14 protein-coding genes and 1 pseudogene are annotated in these 23,993 nt (G+C 44.8%); 7 read left to right on the top strand and 8 right to left on the bottom strand.

Annotation, left to right across the window (positions count from 1 at the left end):
• From C1T29_RS04280 to C1T29_RS04270, 3 genes are all read left to right on the top strand, one after another.
• On the top strand, nt 1-266 hold a 266-nt coding region (locus C1T29_RS04280; protein WP_208945619.1), incomplete at its 5' end, for a hypothetical protein.
• Between the two features lie 188 nt (nt 267-454).
• Complete coding sequence (locus tag C1T29_RS04275) at nt 455-1,582, top strand: Rap family tetratricopeptide repeat protein (protein ID WP_103750045.1); 1,128 nt, start codon at nt 455-457, stop codon at nt 1,580-1,582.
• Nucleotides 1,572-1,769 (top strand): hypothetical protein, encoded by a 198-nt coding sequence (locus tag C1T29_RS04270; RefSeq protein ID WP_071582158.1) that lies wholly within the window; start codon nt 1,572-1,574, stop codon nt 1,767-1,769. Before C1T29_RS04275 ends, C1T29_RS04270 begins: the two co-directional genes overlap by 11 nt.
• Before the next feature lie 455 nt (nt 1,770-2,224).
• Here C1T29_RS04270 and rlmD read toward each other — a convergent pair whose 3' ends face one another.
• The 3 genes from rlmD to srfP form a co-directional block, all read right to left on the bottom strand.
• Entirely contained in the window at nt 2,225-3,610 is a 1,386-nt protein-coding gene (gene rlmD / locus C1T29_RS04265) for a 23S rRNA (uracil(1939)-C(5))-methyltransferase RlmD (protein WP_103750046.1), read from the bottom strand.
• Between the two features lie 260 nt (nt 3,611-3,870).
• A complete protein-coding gene (locus tag C1T29_RS04260) occupies nt 3,871-4,782 on the bottom strand; it encodes a diacylglycerol kinase (RefSeq protein ID WP_003233894.1) in 912 nt (303 codons plus the stop codon).
• Nucleotides 4,783-4,933: 151 nt separating this feature from the next.
• The gene (srfP, locus tag C1T29_RS04255; protein WP_142393717.1) at nt 4,934-8,092 is read right to left on the bottom strand and encodes a surfactin resistance protein SrfP; all 3,159 of its coding nucleotides are present in this window, start codon (nt 8,090-8,092) and stop codon (nt 4,934-4,936) included.
• A gap of 131 nt (nt 8,093-8,223) precedes the next feature.
• On the opposite strand from srfP, the pseudogene C1T29_RS04250 reads away from it, so the two are divergent.
• Nucleotides 8,224-9,091 (top strand): annotated as a pseudogene (locus tag C1T29_RS04250) (TetR/AcrR family transcriptional regulator); the annotation flags it as partial.
• Nucleotides 9,092-9,106: 15 nt separating this feature from the next.
• On the opposite strand, the gene gatB reads toward C1T29_RS04250, so the two are convergent.
• The 3 genes from gatB to gatC are packed head-to-tail and all read right to left on the bottom strand — an operon-like array spanning nt 9,107 to nt 12,314.
• Nucleotides 9,107-10,537, bottom strand: a complete 1,431-nt coding sequence (gatB, locus tag C1T29_RS04245; protein ID WP_003219444.1) for an Asp-tRNA(Asn)/Glu-tRNA(Gln) amidotransferase subunit GatB — start codon at nt 10,535-10,537, stop codon at nt 9,107-9,109.
• A gap of 13 nt (nt 10,538-10,550) precedes the next feature.
• The gene (gene gatA, locus C1T29_RS04240; protein WP_095432141.1) at nt 10,551-12,008 is read right to left on the bottom strand and encodes an Asp-tRNA(Asn)/Glu-tRNA(Gln) amidotransferase subunit GatA; all 1,458 of its coding nucleotides are present in this window, start codon (nt 12,006-12,008) and stop codon (nt 10,551-10,553) included.
• Between the two features lie 15 nt (nt 12,009-12,023).
• Nucleotides 12,024-12,314, bottom strand: a complete 291-nt coding sequence (gene gatC / locus C1T29_RS04235; protein WP_003219442.1) for an Asp-tRNA(Asn)/Glu-tRNA(Gln) amidotransferase subunit GatC — start codon at nt 12,312-12,314, stop codon at nt 12,024-12,026.
• Nucleotides 12,315-12,727: 413 nt separating this feature from the next.
• On the opposite strand from gatC, the gene putP reads away from it, so the two are divergent.
• From putP to C1T29_RS04220, 3 genes are all read left to right on the top strand, one after another.
• Nucleotides 12,728-14,206 (top strand): sodium/proline symporter PutP, encoded by a 1,479-nt coding sequence (gene putP / locus C1T29_RS04230; protein ID WP_014663094.1) that lies wholly within the window; start codon nt 12,728-12,730, stop codon nt 14,204-14,206.
• 106 nt (nt 14,207-14,312) lie between these two features.
• Nucleotides 14,313-15,011 carry an MgtC/SapB family protein gene (locus C1T29_RS04225; RefSeq protein WP_082033062.1) on the top strand — a complete coding sequence of 233 codons (699 nt, stop codon included), beginning with the start codon at nt 14,313-14,315 and terminating at the stop codon, nt 15,009-15,011.
• Nucleotides 15,012-15,122: 111 nt separating this feature from the next.
• Entirely contained in the window at nt 15,123-16,499 is a 1,377-nt protein-coding gene (locus C1T29_RS04220) for an alkaline phosphatase (protein ID WP_103750049.1), read from the top strand.
• 70 nt (nt 16,500-16,569) lie between these two features.
• Here C1T29_RS04220 and C1T29_RS04215 read toward each other — a convergent pair whose 3' ends face one another.
• Entirely contained in the window at nt 16,570-17,571 is a 1,002-nt protein-coding gene (locus C1T29_RS04215; RefSeq protein WP_103750050.1) for a phosphotransferase enzyme family protein, read from the bottom strand.
• Nucleotides 17,564-23,992 (bottom strand): type I polyketide synthase, encoded by a 6,429-nt coding sequence (locus tag C1T29_RS04210; RefSeq protein ID WP_103750051.1) that lies wholly within the window; start codon nt 23,990-23,992, stop codon nt 17,564-17,566. Before C1T29_RS04210 ends, C1T29_RS04215 begins: the two co-directional genes overlap by 8 nt.
• Between the last annotated feature and the right edge of the window lies 1 nt (nt 23,993).

Below are 23,993 nucleotides of genomic sequence, written 5' to 3'. Positions count from 1 at the left end.
ACACCAATAAAACAAAATACTCAGAAAAATCAAGAACAACTCCAATGGTGAAAAATATATTAAAAAGATATGAAGAGGCAAAAGAATTTATCCAACATTCAACAAAGGAACAATTCGAAGAAGACCTCTCTAAAGTTAAAAATAAACTAGATACTTTGACAAGAGCATATCTTGAATCAGCTAACGACTACATGAATCCTATGCTCAAAGAAATGCATAAGACAGAAAAACTGCTAAAAGAGTATGACGAAACTGCTCAGTCGTAATAAACGCAATCCAAAATTCAAAAATTGAGATTGGCTAACCTCCACAAAACCAAATGTAACGCAAAACACCCAAACTCCCTTTTGCGGACTGCACCGAAAATTTTTTTTGCGGTCTCTCAACCCCTTTCTATTAAATTTCAATATTGATAAAATTTACATAATTAGTGAGAAGAGGAAGGGTGAGAAGTTTGGGCACGATTTCGTCTCCGCACGTTGGGATGAAAATTAATGAGTGGAACCGGCATATTCAAAAGTTTAATGTGACTGACGCTGAAATGCTTAAAGCTGAGATCGAGCGGGACATTGACGTCATGGAAGAAGACCAAGACCTCTTGATTTACTATCAGCTCATTGCATTTCGCCATCAGCTTATGATTGACTATGTGATTCCATTTGAAGGAAACCAAATGGAGTTATCAGAATATTTAAAGAGAATTGAAGGCAGCAACAGGAAGATGGAGAAACTCGTTGAATACTACTATTACTTTTTTCAAGGGATGTATGAATTCAAAGAGGGCAATTTCTTAAGTGCCATTACATTCTATCAAAAAGCGGAAAACACAATTCCCTATATTTCAGATGAAATTGAGCGAGCGGAATTTTATTTTAAAATGGCAGAAGTGTTTTACCATATGAAACAAACCCATGTCTCAATGCACTATTCTTCTCAGGCGTATAACATCTATAAAACACACGACCTTTACTCAGTCCGCCGCATACAATGCCATTTTGTGATCGCAGGAAACTACGATGACCTAGAAAGTCATGAAAAGGCGCTCCCTCACCTCGAACAGGCGCTAAAAGGCGCACGGCTGCTTGAAAGCAAAAACAAGCGGATTTACGGCCAAGCTTTATTCAATATCGGAAATTGTTATCTTAAAATGGGCGAATTGACGAAAGCAGCAAAATACATGGAGCAATCGATACTCCAATTCAAAAAATCAAATTTCAACAACGTGACACAAGCTTACCACGATTTAGCCTTAATTTATTTTCTTCAACATAAACAAGAACAGGCAATGGATTGTTTCAGAAAAGGCGTACGCTTCGCATGTAAATTCGACGATGGGCTATTTAAAATTATGTTTGAAGGATTACAGGCGCTGTTTATCCAAAAAGGAGAAGCATCCATTTTATTAAATGTTTTCAACAAATTAGAGACATCCCAAGGATATCCTTATATGGAAGAGTTGGCATTATTAGCCGCAAAGTTTTATACTGAAATTGGGCAGATGGATGATTCTGTTATCTGTTTCAAAAAGATGGTTCATGCCCGCAAACAAATTCAGAGAGGGGATTGTTTGTATGAAATTTAAACTGACGTTGTGCGCTGTAGTTGCTTTGATCGGTGTAAGCTTTATCAGTTCTTCCTTAGGAAATGAAGTAAATGTGGCATCCAGAAACATGACAAGCAAAGCTGCAAACGATTCAACGAACTCCCTAGCAGACAAAGCCATCTTTGACAAGGAAATGACGATTGCAGAAAACGGAACGCTTGGTTAAGGACAAGACGCAGCTTTTGGCTGCGTCTGTTTTTCTGAGGAAATAGGTGACAAGGTGATAGAATATTGATTTTAAAACACTCATATGCAGACCAAACAAAAGCCTTAAAAAACAAGATAGGCGGAAATAAGGTTTAACCAATTAAGAGAGATTGTAAACCTCTTAGGAAAAATAAATACAACGGTCAAACAAATATACTTTCTGTTGAAGAATTCGAAGAACAACAAGACAATCTAAATGACTTGTCAACGATATGGATAAACTAAGAGTAAACGCATCGATCTTAACGATGTTCAAGATGCTGATCAACTTCTGCTTGAAATCCACAAAACGATGACCTCACTTGAGCAGCACATAGCTGAAATTAGTGATCTAACTATAAAATCATTCAAGAAAAAACATGAAGTTTAGCCTTTCCATTTAGAACAATCAAAAAAGGCAACAACCCCCAAGGGTTAGTTGCCTTCTCTAAGTTCAAGCACAGCCACACACTCCACATGGTTCGTATGCGGAAACATATCCACAGGCTGCACTTCGCGCGTCGCATACCCGCCATCCTCAAGCACCCGCAAATCCCTCGCAAGCGTGCCAGGATTACAGGACACATACACCACCCGCTTCGGCTTCATCTCTATAATCGTCCGCAGGAGGGCTTCGTCGCAGCCTTTTCTTGGCGGGTCGACGACTAGTGTATCGGCCGTGATGCCTTCTTCATACCACTTTGGAATCACGGTTTCCGCTTCTCCGACCGCGAACTCTGCGTTTGTGATGCCGTTTAATTCAGCGTTTCGTTTCGCATCCTCAATTGCTTCCGGCACAATTTCAACGCCGTACACTTTTTTCGCTTGCTTTGCCAGGAAGAGAGAAATCGTTCCGATGCCGCAGTAAGCGTCAATGACGGTTTCTTCCCCTTGAAGCTCTGCGTACTCCAGCGCTTTGTCGTAGAGCACTTTGGTTTGCTCCGGGTTGACCTGGTAGAACGATCTGGCGGAGATGGCGAATTTGACGTCTCCGATGAGGTCGTAGATGTATTCTTCGCCCCAGATAACGTTTGTTTCGTTCCCAAAAATGACGTTTGTTTTGTTCGGGTTGATGTTTTGCACGATGGATTTGACGTGCGGGAATTGCGCTGTAATGTCTTCGATGATCTTCGCTTTGTGCGGGAAATCGTTTGTTCTTGTGATGAAGACGATCATCATTTCGCCGGTAACCACGCCGTATCTGACCATGATATGGCGGAGCCAGCCTTTGTGGCGTTCTTCGTTGTAGGCTTTGACACCGTAGTTTGCGCAAATGTCTTTGACGGCTTGGACGGCTTCGTCGTTTTTGGATTGCTGGATCAGGCAGGCGCTCATGTCGATGATGTCATGGCTTCTTTGTTGATAGAATCCGGCGACGAGTCCGCCTTCCCGTTCTCCTACCGGCACCTGCGCTTTGTTTCTGTAGTTCCACGGGTCTTCCATGCCGAGTGTCGGGTGCACGGTCACGTTGGAAAGGTCCAGCTTGCCGATGCGTTCTAAGACGTCTTTGACTTGTTTCTGTTTAAACAAGAGCTGGCCTTCGTAGGTCATGTGCTGAAGCTGGCAGCCGCCGCATTGCTTGTAGATCGGGCATGGAGCGTCCGTTCTGTGCGGGCTTTCTTCCTTCAGCTCAATCAAGCGTCCGAAAGCAAAACCTTTTTTGACACGTGTCACTTTGATTTGCGCTTTTTCCTCGGGCAGGGCATTCGGCACAAAGATCGGGAATCCTTGAACCTTTGCGACGCCCGCTCCTTCGTGGGTCAAATCCTCAAATGTCACGTCGTAGTATTCGTTTTTTTCTACTGGGGGTTTCATTTTCATGTATGTTCACCTCTTGTTTTAAGCGAAAGAAAAACTTGGCCTTTTCAAGCCAAGTTTCAGCGTGTAGGCAAACCTTCGCATTCGTTGTCAGTCCTGTGCTTCGGTGCTCACGAATTCAACATTCGCTCCGCTCCAATGCTCGTCCTTCCTAGACTTCAAAGGTTTTCAATCACGCTGAGCTGAAAAGATGACAAAATCCTAAAACGAAAACTGTTTTAGGATTTTGTCAACATTCTGAGCTTGGCTTACAAAGCCAAGTTTTAGTCATCCAGCTGTTCCGCTTTCTCCTTCGGCATGACGACGTGAATGTGTCGGTACAGATTCACGAATTCACCCGGCAGCATGCCGCCGTACTCGCCGTCCAGGTTCAGCTGCATCTTTTCTGATACATTGACTTTCACGCGGTTCGCTTTTGTATAAATAATGTGCTGGTCGTTGATGTGTTCGCCGCGAAGCGCCATCGTGGCGACCCTGATAAATTCAGCAAGGTTTGCTTTCTTTAGTATCATCAAATCAAACATGCCGTCATTCAGGCTGGAATCCGGCGCGAGCTTTTCGAACCCGCCGACGGAGTTTGTCAGCGTGACCAAAAACAGCATGATTTCACCTTGAAACAGCTTGCCGTCATATTCAATCTCGACTTCTGTCGGACGAAGTGAAGGCAGCATTTCCATTCCCTTTAAATAATAAGCAAGCTGGCCGAGCATCGTTTTCAGTTTGCTTGGCACGTCGTACGTCAGCTCCGTCAGACGGCCTCCTCCGGCGATATTGATAAAATACTGGCCGTTGACCTGTCCGATATCAATCGGGCGGGCGACGCCGTTAATGACCGTATCTGCCGCTTTTAAAATATCCTCGCGCGGAATCCCGAGCGCTCTGGCGAAGTCGTTTGTTGTGCCGACTGGAATCACACCGAGTGTCGGACGGTTGTCTAAAGGCGCAAGCCCGTTGACGACCTCGTTGATCGTTCCGTCTCCGCCTGCCGCAATGATCAGGTCAAACTCACGCAATGCCGCTTCCTTGGCAGCGTGTGTAGCGTCTCCTGCGCATGTCGTGGCATGGGTGGAGGTTTCATAGCCGGCTTGTTCAAATTTTTGCAGGACCTGGGCAAGATGCTTTTTAAAGATCTCCCGTCCTGAAGTCGGATTGTATATTATGCGTGCACGTTTCATTATCTCATCATCCTACTTAAGAGTATCCGATCCATTTTTACACTAACAACCTTTAATTATACTATGAGTTAAAAAAATCGCAACAAAATGTACATAATCTTACAGGTGAAAACGCACAAAAGCCCCAGCAGAGCTGGGGCTTTGTGTTTTTTTACTCTTCTTCCGTTCCCGGTTTTTTCTTGCGGAACTTCGCCAATACTTCATATACGATTGGCACAATCAAGAGCGTCAGAAGCGTTGAACTGATTAAACCGCCGATAACCGTGACGCCGAGTCCTTTTGAAATGACTTGGCTTCCGCCTTCGAAGCCGAGTGCTAATGGAATCAAGGCGCCGATTGTCGCAATGGCTGTCATCAGGATCGGACGGAGTCGTGTAGAGCCGGCTTCCAGGAGCGCTTCTCTCGTAGACAAGCCTTCCGCTTCCTTATGAATCACGCGGTCAATTAAGACAATCGCATTCGTGACAACGATACCGATCAGCATGAGCATACCGATCATTGCGTTCAGGCTGATCGTTTCACCTGATACGTAAAGTCCGACCAGGGCACCGATGATTGTGAACGGCAATGAGAACAGGATCGCAAATGGCGCTAATGCTCCGCCGAAGGTAATCACGAGCACAAGGTAAACGATCGCTATTGCTGCCAGCATCGCTAAACCGAGCTTCGTGAAGGAATCAGCGATATCCGCTGATACACCGCCTGTGTCAATCGATACGTTATCAGGATGGTCTAGCTTATCGATTTTCTTCTGTACAGCAGCTGATACGGCTGTGACGTTGTCAGATGTAACCTCACCTGTGACATCCGCATAGACTTTTCCGTCACGTTTTGACACGGTATCTGATGTTGATCCTTCTTTCACTTTTGCCACATCGCCGATTTTGACTTCCTGGCCAGTCGCGGAAGTGATCTTTTTATTCTCTAAATCTTTCACACTCTTATACTCGTCTTTTTCTGTCTTAATGTTCACATCAAGCTCTTTGCCGTCTTTTTTCACAGTTGTGAGCGGTTCTTGTGATGTTTGTGACATTAAGGCTTGAGAAATTTGAGACGCGGTTAACCCGAGCTTGCTTAATTTTTCTTGGTCAGCGACAAATGTGTACTCATCATATGTGCTGGAAAGGCCTGAATTTACGTTTTTCAGATCCTTTTCATCTTTCATGATTTTTTCAATGTCTTTGACTGTGTCTTTAATGTCGTTTTCAGAATCGCCATACACATAGTATGTTAATTCATTGTTATTGCCTGAAGAGCTGAAGTCCTGTGACTTCCATTCTCCGCGGTCAGATTGCTTTTGGATGGCCTTCAGCACGTTGTCTTTTTCTTTATCAAAGTCAGGCGTGTCGCTTTCATATTTGATATAGAATAACGCACCGTTAGAATCTCCACCGGCAAGCGGGCTGCCAGAGCCTAATGAATACTGAACCGTATCGACATGCTTGCGCTCAAGCAGGATTTTTTCCGCTTTTTCAGCTTCTTTTTCGGCTTCTTTTTTCGTTTCACCCGGTTCTGGGCTGTATGTGAGCTGCATCGTTTTTTCTTCCTCGGACGGCAGGTAGCTGGCACCGATTAACGGTACGAGGAACAAGCTTCCAAGGAGCATTAGAACAGCGATGATAGACGTGATCCATTTATGGCTCAGCGCCCAGTTCAATACTTTTTTATAGATATTTGCAAGTCTGCCTGGTTTGTGTTCTTTCGCTTTCATCGGCGCACCGGTTAATGATTTTTTGAACAGGCTGTGTGCGAGCATCGGCACAAGCGTGATCGAAATCACCAGGGATGCGGCAAGCGCAAAAACAATTGTTAGGGCAAATGGAATAAACAATTCACCGATTTGTCCGCCTACAAGTGCGAGCGGCAGGAATACCGCGATTGTCACAATCGTTGATGACATGATCGGCTTAAACATTTCCTTCGTCGCTTCACGAACCAAGGCTTTTCCGCGGAGCGGCTCATCTTTGAGTCTCATGCGGCGGTAAATGTTCTCGATCACAACGATGGAGTCATCGACGACACGTCCGATGGCGACGGTCATTGCGCCGAGCGTCATAATATTCAGTGTGATATCAAGCTGCTGCAGCACAAGGAGTGCGATCAGCAATGATAATGGAATTGAAACTACCGAAATTAATGTAGATTTGATATCTCTTAAGAATAAGAGAATAATCACAATCGCAAAAATAGCACCGAAGATGGCTTTGCTTAACATCGTGTCAACTGACTGTGTGATCGGCTCCGCCATGTCGAGAGTTGCGCTGTAGTTGAAGCCTTTATGGTCTTCTTTGAACTTCTTCAGCTCAGCTTTGACATTGTCGGCAACCTCTACCGTATTCGCATCGTTTGCTTTAACGATGTTGATGCCGATGCTGTCTTTGCCATTTGTGCGTGAAACGGATTCAGCTTTTTTCACATCTTTAATTGTAGCAATGTCAGAAAGCTTGACCGTCGGCACTGCTGTGCTTGCGCTTCGCTGTGCCTGTGCTGCAGCTTGCGCGCTCTGAGCTGCTTGTGCACTTTGCGCCGCCGCTTGAGATGCTGCGCTGCTGCCTGCACTTGAAGCAGATGCCGTAGGAATTCTCATATTCTTCAAATCTTTAATTGTTTCAATATCGCCGCTGACGACGACAGATTTTTCTTCATTTCCGAATGTGTACAAGCCAAGCGGAGTTGTCACATCTGAACCTTGAATCACTTTCTTCACAGTATCTTCATCAAGGCCGTATTCTTTCAGTTTGTCTTCTTTGAAAGAGAATTCAACCTCTTCCACCTGCTGGCCTGATACTTGGACGGACGCAACGCCTTCTATGCCTTCAAGCTTAGAAACGAGGCTGTCCTCCACTTTTTTCGTCAGCTCTTGCAGGTTATCTTTATCACTGGACACGCTCAGCGTCAGAATCGGGAATGAGTTCAAGCTGTAGCGTGAAATCTCCGGATCCTTCGCGTCATCAGGCAGACTGACGTTTTCTAACGCTTCAGCCGCTTCTGTTTTTGCTTTGTCCATGTCTTTCTCATAATCATATTCAATCATGACCGACGATGCGTTTTCATAGGACGTCGACGTCACAACGCTGACACCGTCCAAGTTCTGAACGGCTTGTTCAACCGGTTTGGTCACTTCATCAGCCACTTGGCTTGGTGTCGCACCCGGATATGTCGTGCTGATCGTCAAGTAAGGCATGTTCACGTCAGGAATAGACTCTTGCTTCATATTCATACCCGCATACAAGCCGGCTGCCGTTACAATAATCGTCATCAGCCATACGGCGAATTTGTTTTTCAGAACGAAATTAATAACGTGATTCATCATATCCTCCATTACATTTTTTATTGACTGACTGGTCATTCTATATAATACTAAACGTTATAACGCAACAACGTCAACTCATATACCAGAAAATTTTACTAAATTTTTCAAGGATTAAGGGGAAGCACGTCATGAATGAAAAAAAAGAGAAAATCATAAAAACCAGCATTCGTTTATTTGCGAAAAAAGGATTCGCAGCTACGACGATCCAGGAAATCGCCAGTGAATGCGGCATTTCAAAGGGCGCTTTTTATTTGCACTTCAAATCGAAAGAAGCGCTGCTGTTATCTGCCTGTGAATATTACATCGGTATGTCTATGACCAAAATGAAAGATATAGAAGAGGATCTCGCCGGAAAGCCGCCTAAGGAAGTGTTAAAAAAGCAAATTGGCGCTCAATTTGAAGATTTTCGCGATCATAAAGATTTTATTGTTCTTTTACTTACCGAAAATATCATTCCGGAAAATCAAGAAATCAAGCAATACTTTTACAAAGTAACCATGGAGACGGATAAGCTGTACCGGAACGCCTTGCTGGTATCCTATGGCGAAGGAATCGAGCGGTACGTCGCGGATCTGTCTATCATGGCAAGAGGCATCGTGCATTCCTATATGAATGTGATGGTATTTAACAGTGAGCTTAATATCGGTGCAGAGGAAATCTCAGCCTTTATCATCGAGAGACTGGATGATCTAGTACAGGGGCTGGGCCGTTCAAACCTCAATCCGATCGTGCCAAAAGAAATTTTCAATCCGATGCCTGCGGGGAAGGACCAGCTGCTTGAGGACATTCAGAAAGTGAAAGAAAACAGCACGCTGCCCGAGGATATCACAGTGTCACTCGATGTGATCGAGGAAGAACTGGCTCAGGATAAACCGCGCAAGCCGATTATAAAAGGCATGCTGTCCAATTTGACCGGAACCAATAACAAAGAAGTTGAAAAGCTTCGGGCTCTGATCTCTGTCTTTATCTCCATTTAACCATAAAAAGCAGCCTCTAAGGGCTGCTTTTTTATTAGCGTTTTTTAATTTCTTCAAGCAGAATTTTGTTGACCATCGGCGGGTTGGCTTGTCCTTTGGACGCTTTCATAATCTGTCCGACCAGGAAGCCGATCGCACGGTCTTTTCCGTTTTTAAAGTCTTCGATTGATTGAGGATTATTGTCAAGCGCTTCTGTTACAAGCTTCAGAAGCACGCCTTCGTCAGAAATCTGAACAAGGCCTTTCTCTTTCACAATCTTCTCAGCGTCGCCGCCTTTTTCAATCAATTCTTTAAACACTTTCTTCGCGATCTTAGAAGAAATGGTGCCTTTTTCAATCAATTTGATCATGCCGGCAAGGCCTTCAGGTGTCAGGGCAACGTCGGCAAGCTCTTTTTGCTCAGCGTTTAGGTAAGCTGACACTTCACCCATCAGCCAGTTAGACGCTTGTTTGGCTTCAGCGCCTTTTTGAACGGTTTCTTCGAAGAAATCAGCCATTTCTTTTGTCAGCGTCAGAACCATCGCGTCATATGCAGGCAAGCCAAGCTCTTCGATATAACGCTTGCGGCGCTCATCCGGAAGCTCAGGAATACTTGCTTTTACGCGCTCCTTCCATTCATCATCAATGTAGAGCTCGACAAGGTCTGGCTCCGGGAAGTAACGATAGTCGTCAGATCCCTCTTTGACACGCATGAGAATGGTTTTCTTCGTTGCTTCATCATAACGGCGCGTTTCCTGCTGGATGACGCCGCCGGAAAGAAGAACCTGCTCTTGGCGTTTTTCTTCATGCTCAAGGCCTTTTTGAACAAACGCAAAGGAGTTCAAGTTTTTCAATTCTGTTTTTGTGCCGAATTCCTCTTGGCCGATCGGACGAAGAGAGATATTGGCATCACAGCGAAGTGAGCCTTCTTCCATTTTACAGTCGGAAACGCCTGTATATTGGATGATGGATTTCAGCTTTTCAAGATACGCGTACGCTTCTTCCGGCGTGCGGATATCCGGCTCAGATACGATCTCAACAAGCGGCGTTCCCTGGCGGTTAAAGTCAACAAGAGAATAGCCGTCGCCTGTATGCGTCAGTTTTCCGGCATCCTCTTCAAGGTGAAGACGTGTGATGCCGATGCGTTTTGTTTTTCCGCCGACTTCAATTTCGATCCAGCCGTTTTCGCCGATCGGCTTATCAAATTGAGAAATCTGATACGCTTTCGGGTTGTCAGGATAGAAATAGTTTTTGCGGTCGAACTTCGTATCCGTTGCGATCTCACAGTTGAGCGCCATAGCGGCTTTCATTGCGAATTCAACGGCTTCTTTGTTCAGGACAGGCAGGACACCCGGGTATCCGAGGTCAATGACGCTTGTCTGCGTATTCGCCTCCGCGCCGAATGGCGTTGGAGAGCTTGAGAAAATTTTTGATTTTGTTTTTAACTCAACGTGGACTTCAAGTCCGATTACCGTTTCAAAGTTCAATTCTTTTCACCCCTTACAATTCAGGTTTTGCTTTATGATGGTCTGTCGCTTGTTCAAATGCATGAGCAACACGGTATACAGTGCTTTCATCAAAGTGTTTTCCGATGATTTGCAGGCCGAGCGGAAGTCCGTCTGCTAATCCGCATGGCACACTGATTCCCGGTACGCCGGCAAGGTTGACCGGAATCGTTAAGATATCGTTTGCGTACATTGTGAGCGGATCTTTCGTGTTTTCACCGATTTTAAACGCAGGTGTCGGCGTAGTCGGTCCGACAATGACATCATATTTCTCAAATACGTCTTCGAAATCTTTCTTAATCAACGTACGCACTTTTTGCGCTTTTTTGTAGTACGCATCGTAGTAGCCTGAGCTTAAAGCAAACGTTCCAAGCATGATGCGGCGTTTGACTTCATTTCCGAAACCTTCAGCGCGCGTTTGCTTGTAAAGGTCGATCAGGTTATCCGCATTGTCTGTGCGGTAGCCGTAGCGGATGCCGTCAAAGCGTGCAAGGTTCGCTGATGCTTCAGAAGATGACAGCAGGTAATATGTCGCAAGCGCGTATTTACTGTGCGGAAGAGACACTTCTTCCCATGTAGCGCCGAGGCCTTCAAGGACTTTTAGCGCTGCCAGGACAGATTCTCTCGCTTCTTTGCCAACACCATCACCAAGGTATTCTTTCGGAACGGCGATTTTCAGTCCTTTGATGTCGCCAGTTAATGAAGAAAGAAAATCAGGCACGTCCACATTGGCACTCGTGGAGTCCATTTTGTCTACACCGGAAATCGCTTGAAGTAAAAATGCGTTATCCTCAACCGTACGGGTAATCGGACCAATTTGGTCTAATGAAGACGCAAATGCGACCAGTCCGTAACGAGATACACGTCCGTATGTAGGCTTTAATCCGACAACGCCGCAGAAAGATGCCGGCTGACGGATGGAGCCGCCTGTGTCAGATCCAAGAGAAAACGGAACTTCTCCCGCAGCAACCGCAGCCGCTGAACCGCCGCTTGAACCGCCGGGAACTGTTTCTAAGTTCCAAGGGTTTTTCGTCAGCTTGTAAGCTGAGTTTTCGGTAGATGATCCCATGGCGAATTCGTCCATGTTCAGTTTGCCGATTGTGACTGCTTCAGCGTCTTGAAGGCGCTGAACGACAGTAGCGTCGTAGATCGGATCGAAGTTTTCAAGAATTTTGCTGGAGCATGTTGTGCGCAGCCCTTTTGTTACGATATTATCTTTTACGCCGATCGGCATACCGAATAGAAGACCATGCTCAGAACGGCCGTCAACCGCCTCATCAAGCTCCTTCGCGTATGCGCGTGCTCTTTCTTCATCTAATGCCAAGAAGGCTTGTACCTTATCATCAACCGCTTGGATGCGTTTATAAGATTCGTCAACCAGATCAGAAATCTTAATCTCTTTTTTATGTATGAGCTGTTTTAATTCTGTGATTTTATGATCAAATAATGACATTCTTGTGTCCCTCCTTTAGTCCAGAATTGATGGCACACGAATATAGCCGTCTTTATGGTCAGGCGCATTTTTCATGACATCCTCAACCGGAAGACCTTTACCCGCTTCATCTTCTCTCATGACATTTTTCATTTTCAGCACGTGAGTTGTAGGCTCCACATTGTCTGTGTTGACCTCATTCAGCTCCTCGGCAAAGGAAATGATGCTGTCGAGCTGTTCAGTGAACATCTTTGCTTCTTCTTCAGTAATCGCAAGTCGTGCAAGGTGCGCAACGTGCTTTACTTCTTCTATTGAAATTCGTGACATATGATCCACCTCCACATATTTCTCCGTTAAGTCATATAATACTGATCATATCAAAAACAAGCCCTTTAAAGCAACAAAACGCCTTAAGACAGGCCTGTGTTTTCGAAACAATACCCTATATATTTTATACTAAAATGAGACGAAGGAGAAACGAAATATTTTTCTGAATATTTTTACTTTTATTATTTTTTGAAAGCGTTTTATTCTTTATTCCCTTCTAGGTTTGCGGCGGTATTTCCCGCTCATGAGCAAGGTTTCATTGCTTGAATGGCCGGGAATACTTTGTTAGGTTAAGTTACCAAGTGCACCCCCAAAAGAATTTCTTTTGTTTCGCACTTACGCCAGGCTGCTTAACTGGCACCATCAATTTGAGAGGTGATGCAACATTATTAGAAATGAAGAGAGGGTAAATCGTGAGTATTGAAATTATTATATCTTTAGGAATTTACTTTACTGCCATGCTGTTAATCGGCTGGTACTCGTTTAAGAAAACAACTGATATCAACGATTACATGCTTGGAGGAAGAGGCCTCGGACCGTTTGTCACAGCTTTGTCTGCCGGCGCGGCGGATATGAGTGGATGGATGCTGATGGGAATTCCAGGGGCAATGTTTGCGACAGGCTTGTCGACACTATGGCTAGCACTCGGTTTGACAATCGGCGCGTATTCGAACTATCTTCTTTTGGCTCCACGTCTTAGAGCGTATACGGAAGCGGCGGATGACGCGATTACGATTCCCGATTTCTTTGATAAACGATTCCAGCATTCTTCGTCAGTGCTGAAAATTGTATCAGCTTTAATCATTATGATCTTTTTCACACTGTATACTTCTTCAGGTATGGTATCAGGCGGAAGATTATTTGAATCTGCTTTTGGAGCCGATTATACACTTGGACTCCTGCTGACTGCAGGCGTTGTCGTGTTATATACACTGTTTGGCGGTTTCCTTGCTGTCAGTCTGACTGACTTTGTACAGGGGGCGATCATGTTTGCAGCGCTAGTGCTTGTGCCGATCGTTGCTTTTACCCAGCTGGGCGGCGTTTCTCCTGCTTTACATGAGATTACAGCTGTAAACCCAAAGCTATTGGATATTTTTAAAGGCGCGAGCGTCATTAGCATTATTTCTTATTTGGCTTGGGGCTTAGGCTACTATGGTCAGCCTCATATCATCGTCCGTTTTATGGCGATTAAGCATATCAAGGATTTAAAACCTGCGCGCAGAATCGGTATGAGCTGGATGATTATCTCCATTCTTGGTTCAACCGTAACGGGTTTAGTCGGTGTGGCTTACGCCCATAAATTCGGAGTTGCTGTAAGTGATCCTGAAACGATTTTCATTATTTTTTCTAAAATATTGTTCCATCCATTGATTACTGGATTTTTGCTGTCTGCTATTTTAGCAGCCATTATGAGTTCGATCTCTTCTCAGCTCTTGGTAACAGCGAGCGCAATGACAGAAGACTTATACCGGACATTTTTCAGACGTGAAGCATCAGATAAAGAATTGGTCTTGGCCGGCCGGCTGTCAGTATTGATTATCGCAGTCATTGCGATTCTGATGTCCTTGAATCCGAGCAGCACGATTCTTGATTTGGTTGGTTATGCATGGGCCGGATTCGGTTCTGCTTTTGGGCCTGCCATTCTGCTGAGCCTGTATTGGAAACGGATGACTGAATGGGGCGCCCTTTCAGCCATGGTTGTTGGGGCTGCAACAGTATTAATTTGGATTACAACTGGTTTAGCTGACTCTACAGGCATCTATGAAATGATTCCAGGATTTTTCTTGAGTATGATTGCAGGTATTATTGGAAGCTTGATCACAAAACGTCCTGCAAAAGCCTCTTACCGATTATTCGGTGTCATGGAAAAGCTGTTAAAACGCAAAAAGTAAACAATAAGCCATCAAGCGCAGCTTGGTGGCTTTTGTGCTCTTGTTTTGCTATAAATACTGTGAGAAAATCATATTTATTTAAAAACACCTTAGAAAAGGGGGAAGTTTGCTGTTGAGCTGGTATATTGATCCTGATATTTTATTAAAATTGGGCATTGCCACATTGATTGGCATGGTCATCGGGCTTGAACGCGAATTAAAAAATAAGCCGCTCGGATTAAAAACCTGTATCGTCATCGCCGTTAGCTCATGCATGCTGACGATCGTCAGTATTAATGCGGCATATCATTTCCCTAAATACTACCGCATCATGATGGATCCACTGCGCCTGCCGGCACAAATCATCTCCGGCGTCGGATTTATCGGAGCCGGTGTCATCCTGCGAAAAAGCAATGATGTCATTTCCGGCCTGACGACATCGGCCATGATCTGGGGTGCAGCGGGACTCGGGCTGGCAACGGGAGCCGGATTTTATAAAGAAGCGTTTGCCAGTCTTCTGTTCATCCTGATTAGCGTGGAATTTCTCCCATGGGTGGTCAGAAAAATTGGTCCCGACCGCCTGCAGGAAAAAGACATCCGCATCAGAATGTCACTTTCTGATAAAGACAAAATGACAGAGATTTTAAAAGAAATGAAAAGAAAAGATATCAAAACACACTCCGTCCGGATCGACGACCTGGGCGAAAAGGATTTTCCAATTATGGAAGTGAAGGTCCGCGTCCATAAAAACAGATACACGACCGATGTCTACTATGACATTAAAGCCATTGAAGGCGTAGTCGGCGTGAAGTGTGATACATTATAAAAGCCAATGGGGCGGAATCCCATTGGCTTTTTGCTGTCATCGAAAAAAACATTGAAGTCTCTATTATTTTCAAATAAAATACATATTAGTAAATAAATATAATAAAAGGAGATGTTCCTCATTACCAAATCACGATTTACAGTAACTGTCACCCTCATTTTGACTGCTTTCTTAAGTATTTTTGCCATAACAGAATTCATATCCCCTCCCCATTCTCAATCATCCAAGAGCAGCAAGAGTCCTAAAAATATTATCCTAATCATCGGAGACGGAATGGGTATGCCGATGATTAACAGCTATAGGACATTAAAAAGCGAAAAGCTGAACACTCCCGTCCAAACAGCATGGGACTCTTATTTAACAGGCATGCAGATGACGCAACCTAACGATCCCAGAGACAATATCACTGATTCCTCGGCGGCTGCAACTGCCATGGCAACCGGAACGAAAACATATAATGACGCCATTGCTGTAGACAACAATCATCAGCGGCTCAAAAGCGTAACAGAAGCTGCAAAAGAGAAAAAGAAATCCGTCGGCATCGTCGTGACTTCGGACTTAACCGATGCCACTCCCGCTGCTTTCGGCGTACATAACGTCTCACGGAAAAACTACACTGAAATTGCTGACCAATACTATGATGAACGTATTAATGGATCTCATAAGGTTGATGTTTTACTTGGAGGCGGAGCGAAATATTTCATTCGCAATGACCGAAATCTTGCTGAAGAGTTCCGAAAAGACGGCTATCATTATGTGACCACGAAGCAAGACCTAAAAAAAAATCAGCACGAAAAACTGCTCGGACTGTTTGGAGAAGTTGAATTAGATAAAGCGATTGACAGAGAGAACAGCACACCCTCTCTAAAAGACATGACGGAAGCGGCACTCACCCAGTTACAGAAGAACGAAAACGGTTTTTTTATGCTTCTGGAAGGAAGCAATATTGACAATGCAGCCCATGAAAATGACGTGGTGGGCGCTTTGAGCGAAATGGAAGATTTCGAGAAAGGCGTTCAAGCTGCTCTGGATTTTGCGAAAAAAGATCAAGAAACGCTGGTTATTATTACAGCTGATCACTCTACAGGCGGGTTCTCTTACGGCGCAGAGGGAATGACGCGCGAGACCGGCTATAAATGGGACCCTTCCCCAATCATCGCCGCTAAAAAAACGCCGGGCTATATGGCAGAAAAGATCGCTGAAGGCCAAGATGCCGAAAAGGTGCTCAGCACTTATGTTGATATGAAGCTGACGGAAAACGAGATAAATCAGGTTAAAAATGCAGCCTCACAATCGAATACAGCTGAGATCCAAAAAAGCATTCAATTGATTTTTGATAAACGGTCTTTTTCCGGCTGGACGACATTAGCCCACACCGGGGAAGACGTACCGGTTTATGCTTACGGTCCGGGAAAGGAAAAATGGAAGGGGCTTATCGACAATACGCAGCAGGCAAAAAACATTTTTGCTATTTTTGAACAAAAATAAAAAACGCCGGCTCACTGCCGGCGTTTTTTGATTAAGGAGCGCCGCCCCAAAAGGGACCGGCGCAATTTTCTTAAGCTAACTTCGAAAAGTCAAAGTCGGTTATCGGCGTTTGATTTTCGATATCGTTTCTGAATCCTTTCAGCATTTCTTTTTCTTCTTCTCCTATTTGATCCAGATCAAACATTTGATGAAGCAATCCATAAATCAGCATATGGCGCAGGCGAAGGAAATCTGGAATTTTCTTGAGCCATTCGGCGTCAATTTCATTTTCCTCCCTGTACCCTTTCATAAAATGCGTCATGAATTCTTCTGTAAAGGCTGCTTTATTTTCATAAGGAACAACCGGATACCATAGTACATTGTAGAGAAGAATGCTGATATCATTCACAAACCAGTTGTATCCGATATCATCAAAATCAAATGTAGTGATCTTCCCATGATCCCAGTTAAAATTACCATGATGAAGATCTGCGTGAACAAGGCCGTAGCTGTCACGGTTTTTTGGCAGCTGGCGCAACTCATTCATTAAATCGTCTGCCTGCTGAAAAACCTTTGTCTGATCTTCAGGAACATATTTTCTGAGCTTCAACTGCTCTTCTTCATCCCACTCCTGTCTCTTAAATGTAGGATTGCTCAGTTTATAGCTTTTTGTCAGGCTGTGCATCTTCCCTGTGTATCTGCCAAGCTCGAAAAATAGAGTTTCGTTCCAATCAGATTCGTCTACTTTATGGCCCGGCGCCTTTTCATACACTCTCAATAAAAATGCTCCGCCCTTTCCGTCCGGCACTTCCTCAACATCCTTACCATTTAACGACGGGATTGGTTTGGCCACTGAAAGACCGCCTTCAGCAAGATGATGGAGCCATTCCATCTCTCCCATAATATAATCCGGCGACCGGCGAATCGTGTGGGTAATCTTTAAAATATAGGATTCATTGTCTTTAGCAAACTCATACACATAGTTTTCCGCATCCGCTAAAAACTGCACTTGATCTCTACTAAATCCATATATAACGGCAGCTTCTGCCAAAACCTTTTCTTCATCAAATATTGCTTTAATGTCTTTATGCATGCTGATTCTCCCTCTTCATATATTTAGATAATTCCCTTATCGTGTGTTTTTTCGCAAGATTCAAATCATCAACATACCAGCCTTTCTTTTCCATCTCTACTTCCATTTTGACAGCGAGCAGCGAATTTCCTCCCAAATCAAAGAAATCGTTGTCAATTCCTACAAAATCCAAGTGGAGAATTTGCTTCCAGATATCCGAGAGGATTTTTTGCTGTTCTGTCTCCGGTCCGCTATCTTCTGTTTCGGCTCCTAAATGTTCCTTTACTAACAGAGCACGCAAATGCTCCGGCTGATTGGTATCTAAGGCCATTAAATATGGAGAATGCAAGGATTTCTCAGCATGCAGCACTTCCCAATGAGCGTTTGTGTTTTCCATTAAAGCGGATTGCAATACGCCATCGGCAATCGCTTTCGCCTTTTTGCGAGGCGCTGGCTCTAACGAGGACACCCATTCGATATGGCCGCTTTGATCCTCTACCTCATTGACGGATATGTGATAAACCGTATTTAACGGGTCAGCCTCTTCCATAAAACGATGCTCAGCCAAAAACTCAGAAAAAGCCCGGTTTTTCCCTGATTTTTTATACTTCAACGACAACGTCGCAAGCTGTTTATCCCTTGCATATGAAGCAAGGCCGGATAGCACCTTATGTTCAATTCCTTTGCCTAGTGCGCGGCAGCTGAGCAGAAAAGTATCTATCTTTAATGAATCTTCTTTTTGGATTCCCATGATTGCACCGACGATGCCTTCATCACTGAATCTGTCCGCCGCTTCAACGACCCAGCCGATATGGCCGTCCGTATTGAGCCGCTGGGCAAGCTGCTCCTCACGATAGACTGACGGATTCATATTGAACTGATTAATTCTCGCGCTCATTTGAGCAACTCGCGGCAAATGCTCTTCTGTCATCTCAGTCAAGGCTATACGCAGGTGTAAACCGGAAAGAAACTCTTCAAGAGAACGGGACGTATTCAAATCTATTTTTCTTTCTTGTGCTGCCAAGTATCGTTCCGTGCGCTTTTGATCAGCTTCTGTCACCCTGAACCTGTCAAATGCCCAGACATGTTCTAAAAACATTGGAATAGAATCTGTATCAGACGGCAGAAGCAAGGTCAGAACCTCTGGCAGGCGTTCGTTCATTTCAAGGCATTGAGCCGGATCATCATCTAAGAATATGAACCGGTCCACTGAAATGTTCAGCTCGTCGGCCATTTCTTTCATATTTCTGGCTTTCTCATCCCAATTAATGCGTGACAGGACAAAGTCCTCTTTCTTTAAAATCATATCTGGATGACGTTCAAACACATTCCAGACGTCTTCTTCATTATTCCTGCTTGAAAGCACAAGGAGCAGACCCTCTTCTTGTTTTTTCTTTAAAAATTGCTGCAGCGCTCGATGGGCAGGAGTAATAATGACTCCTTCCGTCCCAGCTTCAGACACGGTACCGCTCCACAAAGTGCCGTCACAATCGATGGCGGCCGCTTTAAATGGCGGTTTGAGCCATGCCGTCAACTCACGCGCCACCCGCGTTCCCATCGCCGCGTAAAATTCTTCAGTAAACGGTATTCTTGCCGCTCTTTCACTGTGCGGGTCAAATATGGCATCAAGCTGGTATGTTTGATGCAGCTGGCGAAGATCAATCAAATGTACATCCGTTTCTTTAGCAAGCTGCGCGATCCAATTCTGCTGGCATTGCACAAGAATGTCCCGGAGCTCCTGCTCTTTCACATTTTCCAGCGGCAGCAATCCAATGAAATAAGGCACTTCCTTTTTCTTCTGTTTCATGATGGCGAGCAGTTCATCTGAATTATATTGAACGTGAGCTATTCTTTCTTCCAAAGAAAGACCCGCATCCCCCGCCATATCCTCAAGGCGAATCAACAGCAGGTTGGCACCGTTTTTTTGCCTTGACAGCAAGCTTTCTTCATTAAGCAATTCTTGAAACACCTGGCCGTAAGGAGACAGCTTTATATCTAAATTGATATCAAACTGTTCGCCCCACCATTTTAGGTAAGGCACAATCGGATCAGCTGTAAAATTGGAACAAATGGTTAATGGGCACGAGATGACTCGATTTGACTCTCTCTCCCTTTTCCGCTCGGCCTCTTCCTGCTCTTTTTGGCTCAGCACAGGAATGTCCTTAATGCATTTTTCAGGCTCTTCTGCAGCTTTTTCAGCAAGAGAGATAAAATGAGAAACAAATGCCTGCATGGATTCATGAGTGAAAAGCGACCGGTTGTATTGAAGCACACATTTAAGCTCTCCTGTCACTTCCTTCACGACGTCCATTTTCATATCAAGCTTTGAAATGCCTTTTGCGAATTCGTATGTTTCAAATGTTAATCCGCCAGCCTCTATTTTTATATTCGGGTCATACTCATTATGATAGATCAGCATGGTATCAAAGAAAGGGTTGCGGTTCGGCTTGATCACCGGCTGCAGCGCTTCTGCCATTTGATCGTATGGATAATCCTGATGGTCATAAGCTTCAAGCAGAGTTTGTTTTGTGTGCTGAAGGTTGCCGACAAACGACTCTTCAGGATTCAAATGAATTTTGATCGGCAAAAAGTTTGTAAACATACCAATCGTATTCTCAATATCTGCATGACGCCGTCCTGCCACCAATGACCCAATCATCAGCTCCTGCTGTTTTGTATAACTGGACAAAAGCATGGCATAGAGCTGAAACAGCATGACATTGTTTGTCAGCTGCTGCGCCTCTCCGATTTTCTCAAGCTTTTCTAAAACGCGCGGCGGGATTGTAAACTTGATCGCCCTGCCTAAAAAGCTTTGTTCTTTTCGTTCGTAATCAAGAGGCATATTCAGCACAGGCACTTCACCCTCAAGCTGCTTCAGCCAATACTCTTTTTGGCGTTTAAACATATCACTATTAAAAAATGTCTGCTGCCACTCCGCATAATCTTTATACTGAATGATGTTTTCTGGGAGCTGTTCCCCTCTATATAATTGGGTAAATTCTTTTATAAAAATATTCATTGAGGCGCCGTCCGCCACAATATTATGCATATCAACAAGCAACGCATGTTTTTCTTCCTCGATTTTGACGAATTTCACCCGAATTAATGGAGAAACCTTAAGATCAAACGGCCGTATAAATGAACTGATTTCGTCATCAAGCTCATCCATTTTCGCTTCGGTTTGTTCAATCGAAAATTCAAAGTTTTGATGGATTCGCTGCACAGGTTCTCCATCCTTAATTTCAAACGTTGTACGCAGTGTTTCATGCCTTTCAATCAGCTTTTTGAATGTATCCTCGAAGCGGACGGCATCAATTTTCCCGTAGCATAAAAGAGCCATCGGCATGTTATATGTGGTGACTTGCCCGATTCTTTGATGAATCAAATACGTTCTCCGCTGTGCAGCTGACAGCCTGTATACGTCTTTTTTCTCTGAAGGCTGGATGGATGTATATTGTTGTCGGTCAGAGCGATCAATAAGCGCGGCAAGCGCACGGATTGTCGGGTGCTGGAATACGTCGCTTAACGTCAGCTCCGCTCCAAATTCCTTATGAATGCGGGAAATCAGACCAGTGGCGTTTAATGAATGCCCGCCTGTTTCAAAGAAATGGGTATCTAATGTGACATGTTTGACTCCGAGAATGTCTTTCCACATAGCAGCCAAGACCGTCTCTGTCTCATTAAATTGAATATCTGCTTCTGCATCAGCTGTCTGCCCGTCATTTGCTTGCTCAGGCACTAAAAGCTGAAAATCTTCTGCCGCCGGTGTTCCCTGCTGTTCATTTGTCCGGCCAATCCAGTATCTTTCTCTTTCAAAAGGATATGTTGGAAGCGGAATAAGCTGGCATTGGTCCTGGTCATAAAAGGCTGTCCAATCGACCGGCACCCCGTGGAGCCACATATCACCCAGCCTGCTCAGCAAATAACGGTAATCAGAAGCCGTCTCCTTTGGATGCCTCATCAGCTGGATTGCAATATGCTGCTTGCCCTCTGCCTGATACAATTTGCTGACAAACGAACGCAGCGCATTTCCAGGGCCGACCTCTATAAAAATTGGATCCAGTTCTTCTTTTAAGCGTTTTGCGCAGTTCATAAATCTGACGGTTCCCCGCAAATGATCAGTCCAATATGCCGGGTCTTTAGCTTCCTCGTCAGTGATCCAGTCTCCGGTTACATTTGAGACAAACGGGATCTTTTGTTTTTTAAATTGATAGGCTGAGAGCTTATGTTTCATGCTTTCTAAAACCGGTTCCATCATATACGAATGGAAGGCATGTGATGTATGAAGCTTTCTGCAGCTGTGTCCTTCGGCGTTCAGCTTCCTTTCCAATGCATCAATCGCACTTGATTCTCCCGATACAACACATGAATCCGATGCATTCACTGCAGCGATTGAAATGGTTCCGTCTATATACGGTTTAATGTCTGCTTCGCTTAAGGAAACGCTAAGCATAGAACCGGACGGCAGATTTTGGAGAGCTGCCCCTCGATAGCTGACGATGTCAAGAGCATCTTCCAATGAGAGCACACCTGAAATGGCTGCAGCCGTATACTCACCGATGCTGTGTCCCGCCATTGCTTTCGGCTTAATTCCCCAGTGGATCAGCATTTTTGCAAGTGCATATTCGATACAGAACAAAAGGGGCTGTGTATATTCAGTTTGGTTAATCAGATTCGCGTCATGCTTTTGATTGTCAGAGAAAACCACCGTGCGCGGATCTATGTCCATATGATTTTTTAATATGTCAAAACAGGCGTCGAGCTCCTCCTTGAAAATCGGTACAGTATCGTAAAGCCCTTTTGCCATATCAACATACTGCGCCCCCTGTCCCGGAAAAAGAAAGACAACGGGCCGGCTTGCAGATTGAGAACTGCCGGTTTTAACAGATTCATAGTCATTTTCATGAATAGCCTGAAGAAACTCAGGCACATCCGCTGCCACAATCGCTTTTTTATATGGAAATGAATGGCGCCCTGCTTTGAGGGTATATGCCGCGGCTGCAAAATCGGTCTGCGGATTTTGCACAAAATAGTTTGACAGCCGTTCTGTCATGCTGTTTAAAGCGGCCGGTGTTTTGGCTGACAGCAATAAGAGTTCAGCGTCATGTCTTTCCGCTGCCTTGTGCTGCGCCGGCGCTTCCTCTAATATGACATGGGCATTTGTTCCCCCAATGCCAAATGAGCTAACGCCCGCTCTGCGCGGGCATTCACTTTCTTCCCAAGGGGTGAGTTCCGTATTGACGACAAATGGCGATTGTTCAAAATCGATTTTGGCGTTTGGCTTTTCGAAATTCAGAGTCGGCGGAATCACTTTATGCTTTAAGCTTAGAACTGCTTTCATAAATCCAGCTACACCAGACGCATCATTTAAATGACCGATGTTGGATTTGACAGAACCAATTCTGCAGTAGCCGCGACGGTCTGTTTGGTAAGCTTGTTTTAATGCTTCAATTTCTATCGGATCACCGAGTGTCGTCCCTGTGCCGTGAGCCTCGACATAGGTAATGGTTTCAGGCTCCACCTCGGCCATGTGCAGGGCTGTTTTGATCGCGGTTACCTGGCCTTTGGTGCTCGGCGCTGTATATCCAACCTTTCTGCTGCCGTCATTATTGATTGCAGTACCTTTAATGACAGCATAAATATGGTCTCCGTCTGCTTCAGCATCTTCTAGCGTTTTCAAAATGACCGCTCCCGCTCCGTCTCCAAATACTGTGCCTGCCGCCTCATCATCAAAGACGCGGCAATGTCCGTCCGGAGAATGGATCATACCTTCTTGGTAGAGATACCCGGACTTCTGCGGGAGGCGGATAGAGACTCCGCCTGCAACCGCCATATGGCAGTCCCCATTTAACAAAGCCTGAGCAGCAAGGTGAATAGAGACCATCGAGGTTGAGCAAGCGGTCTGCACCATCATGCTCGGCCCTTTCAGGTTAAGCTTATAAGAAATAAGTGTTGCCATGTAATCTCTCATATTCAAAACCGCTGTTTCCAGCGTCTTTGAGTCTTCTCCGGTCTTTGCTCCCTGAAGAGCCCTCAGCACCCATTCTGCATTGAGGCCCGCTCCGGTATAAAGGCCGATCTGCCCTTTGTAAGTGAAAGGATCGTAGCCGGCATCTTCCAAGGCAGTCCACACGCATTCATGAAAGATACGGAACTGCGGATCCATCATGGCAGCTTCCTTCGGCGTATAATCAAAGAAGCCGGCATCAAACAGATCTACATCCTCCACAATTCCTTTTGCTTTGACAAATCGCGGATCATTCAGCAGCTCTTCATTAACGCCCTCTTCTCTCAGCTCCTCATCAGTGAAAAAAGAAATCGTTTCTTTCGCATTTTTTAAATTGCTCCAAAACTCCTGCACGTTTTTTGCTCCCGGAAATCGGCCTGCCATGCCGATTACCGCAATTTCAGCTCCATGATTCGCATAATGAGAATTACTCATT

This window comes from Bacillus sp. MBGLi79 (genome assembly GCF_002953915.1).
Note: the sequence above shows the minus strand (reverse complement) of the source record. Positions and strands in the feature narration are given on the sequence as shown.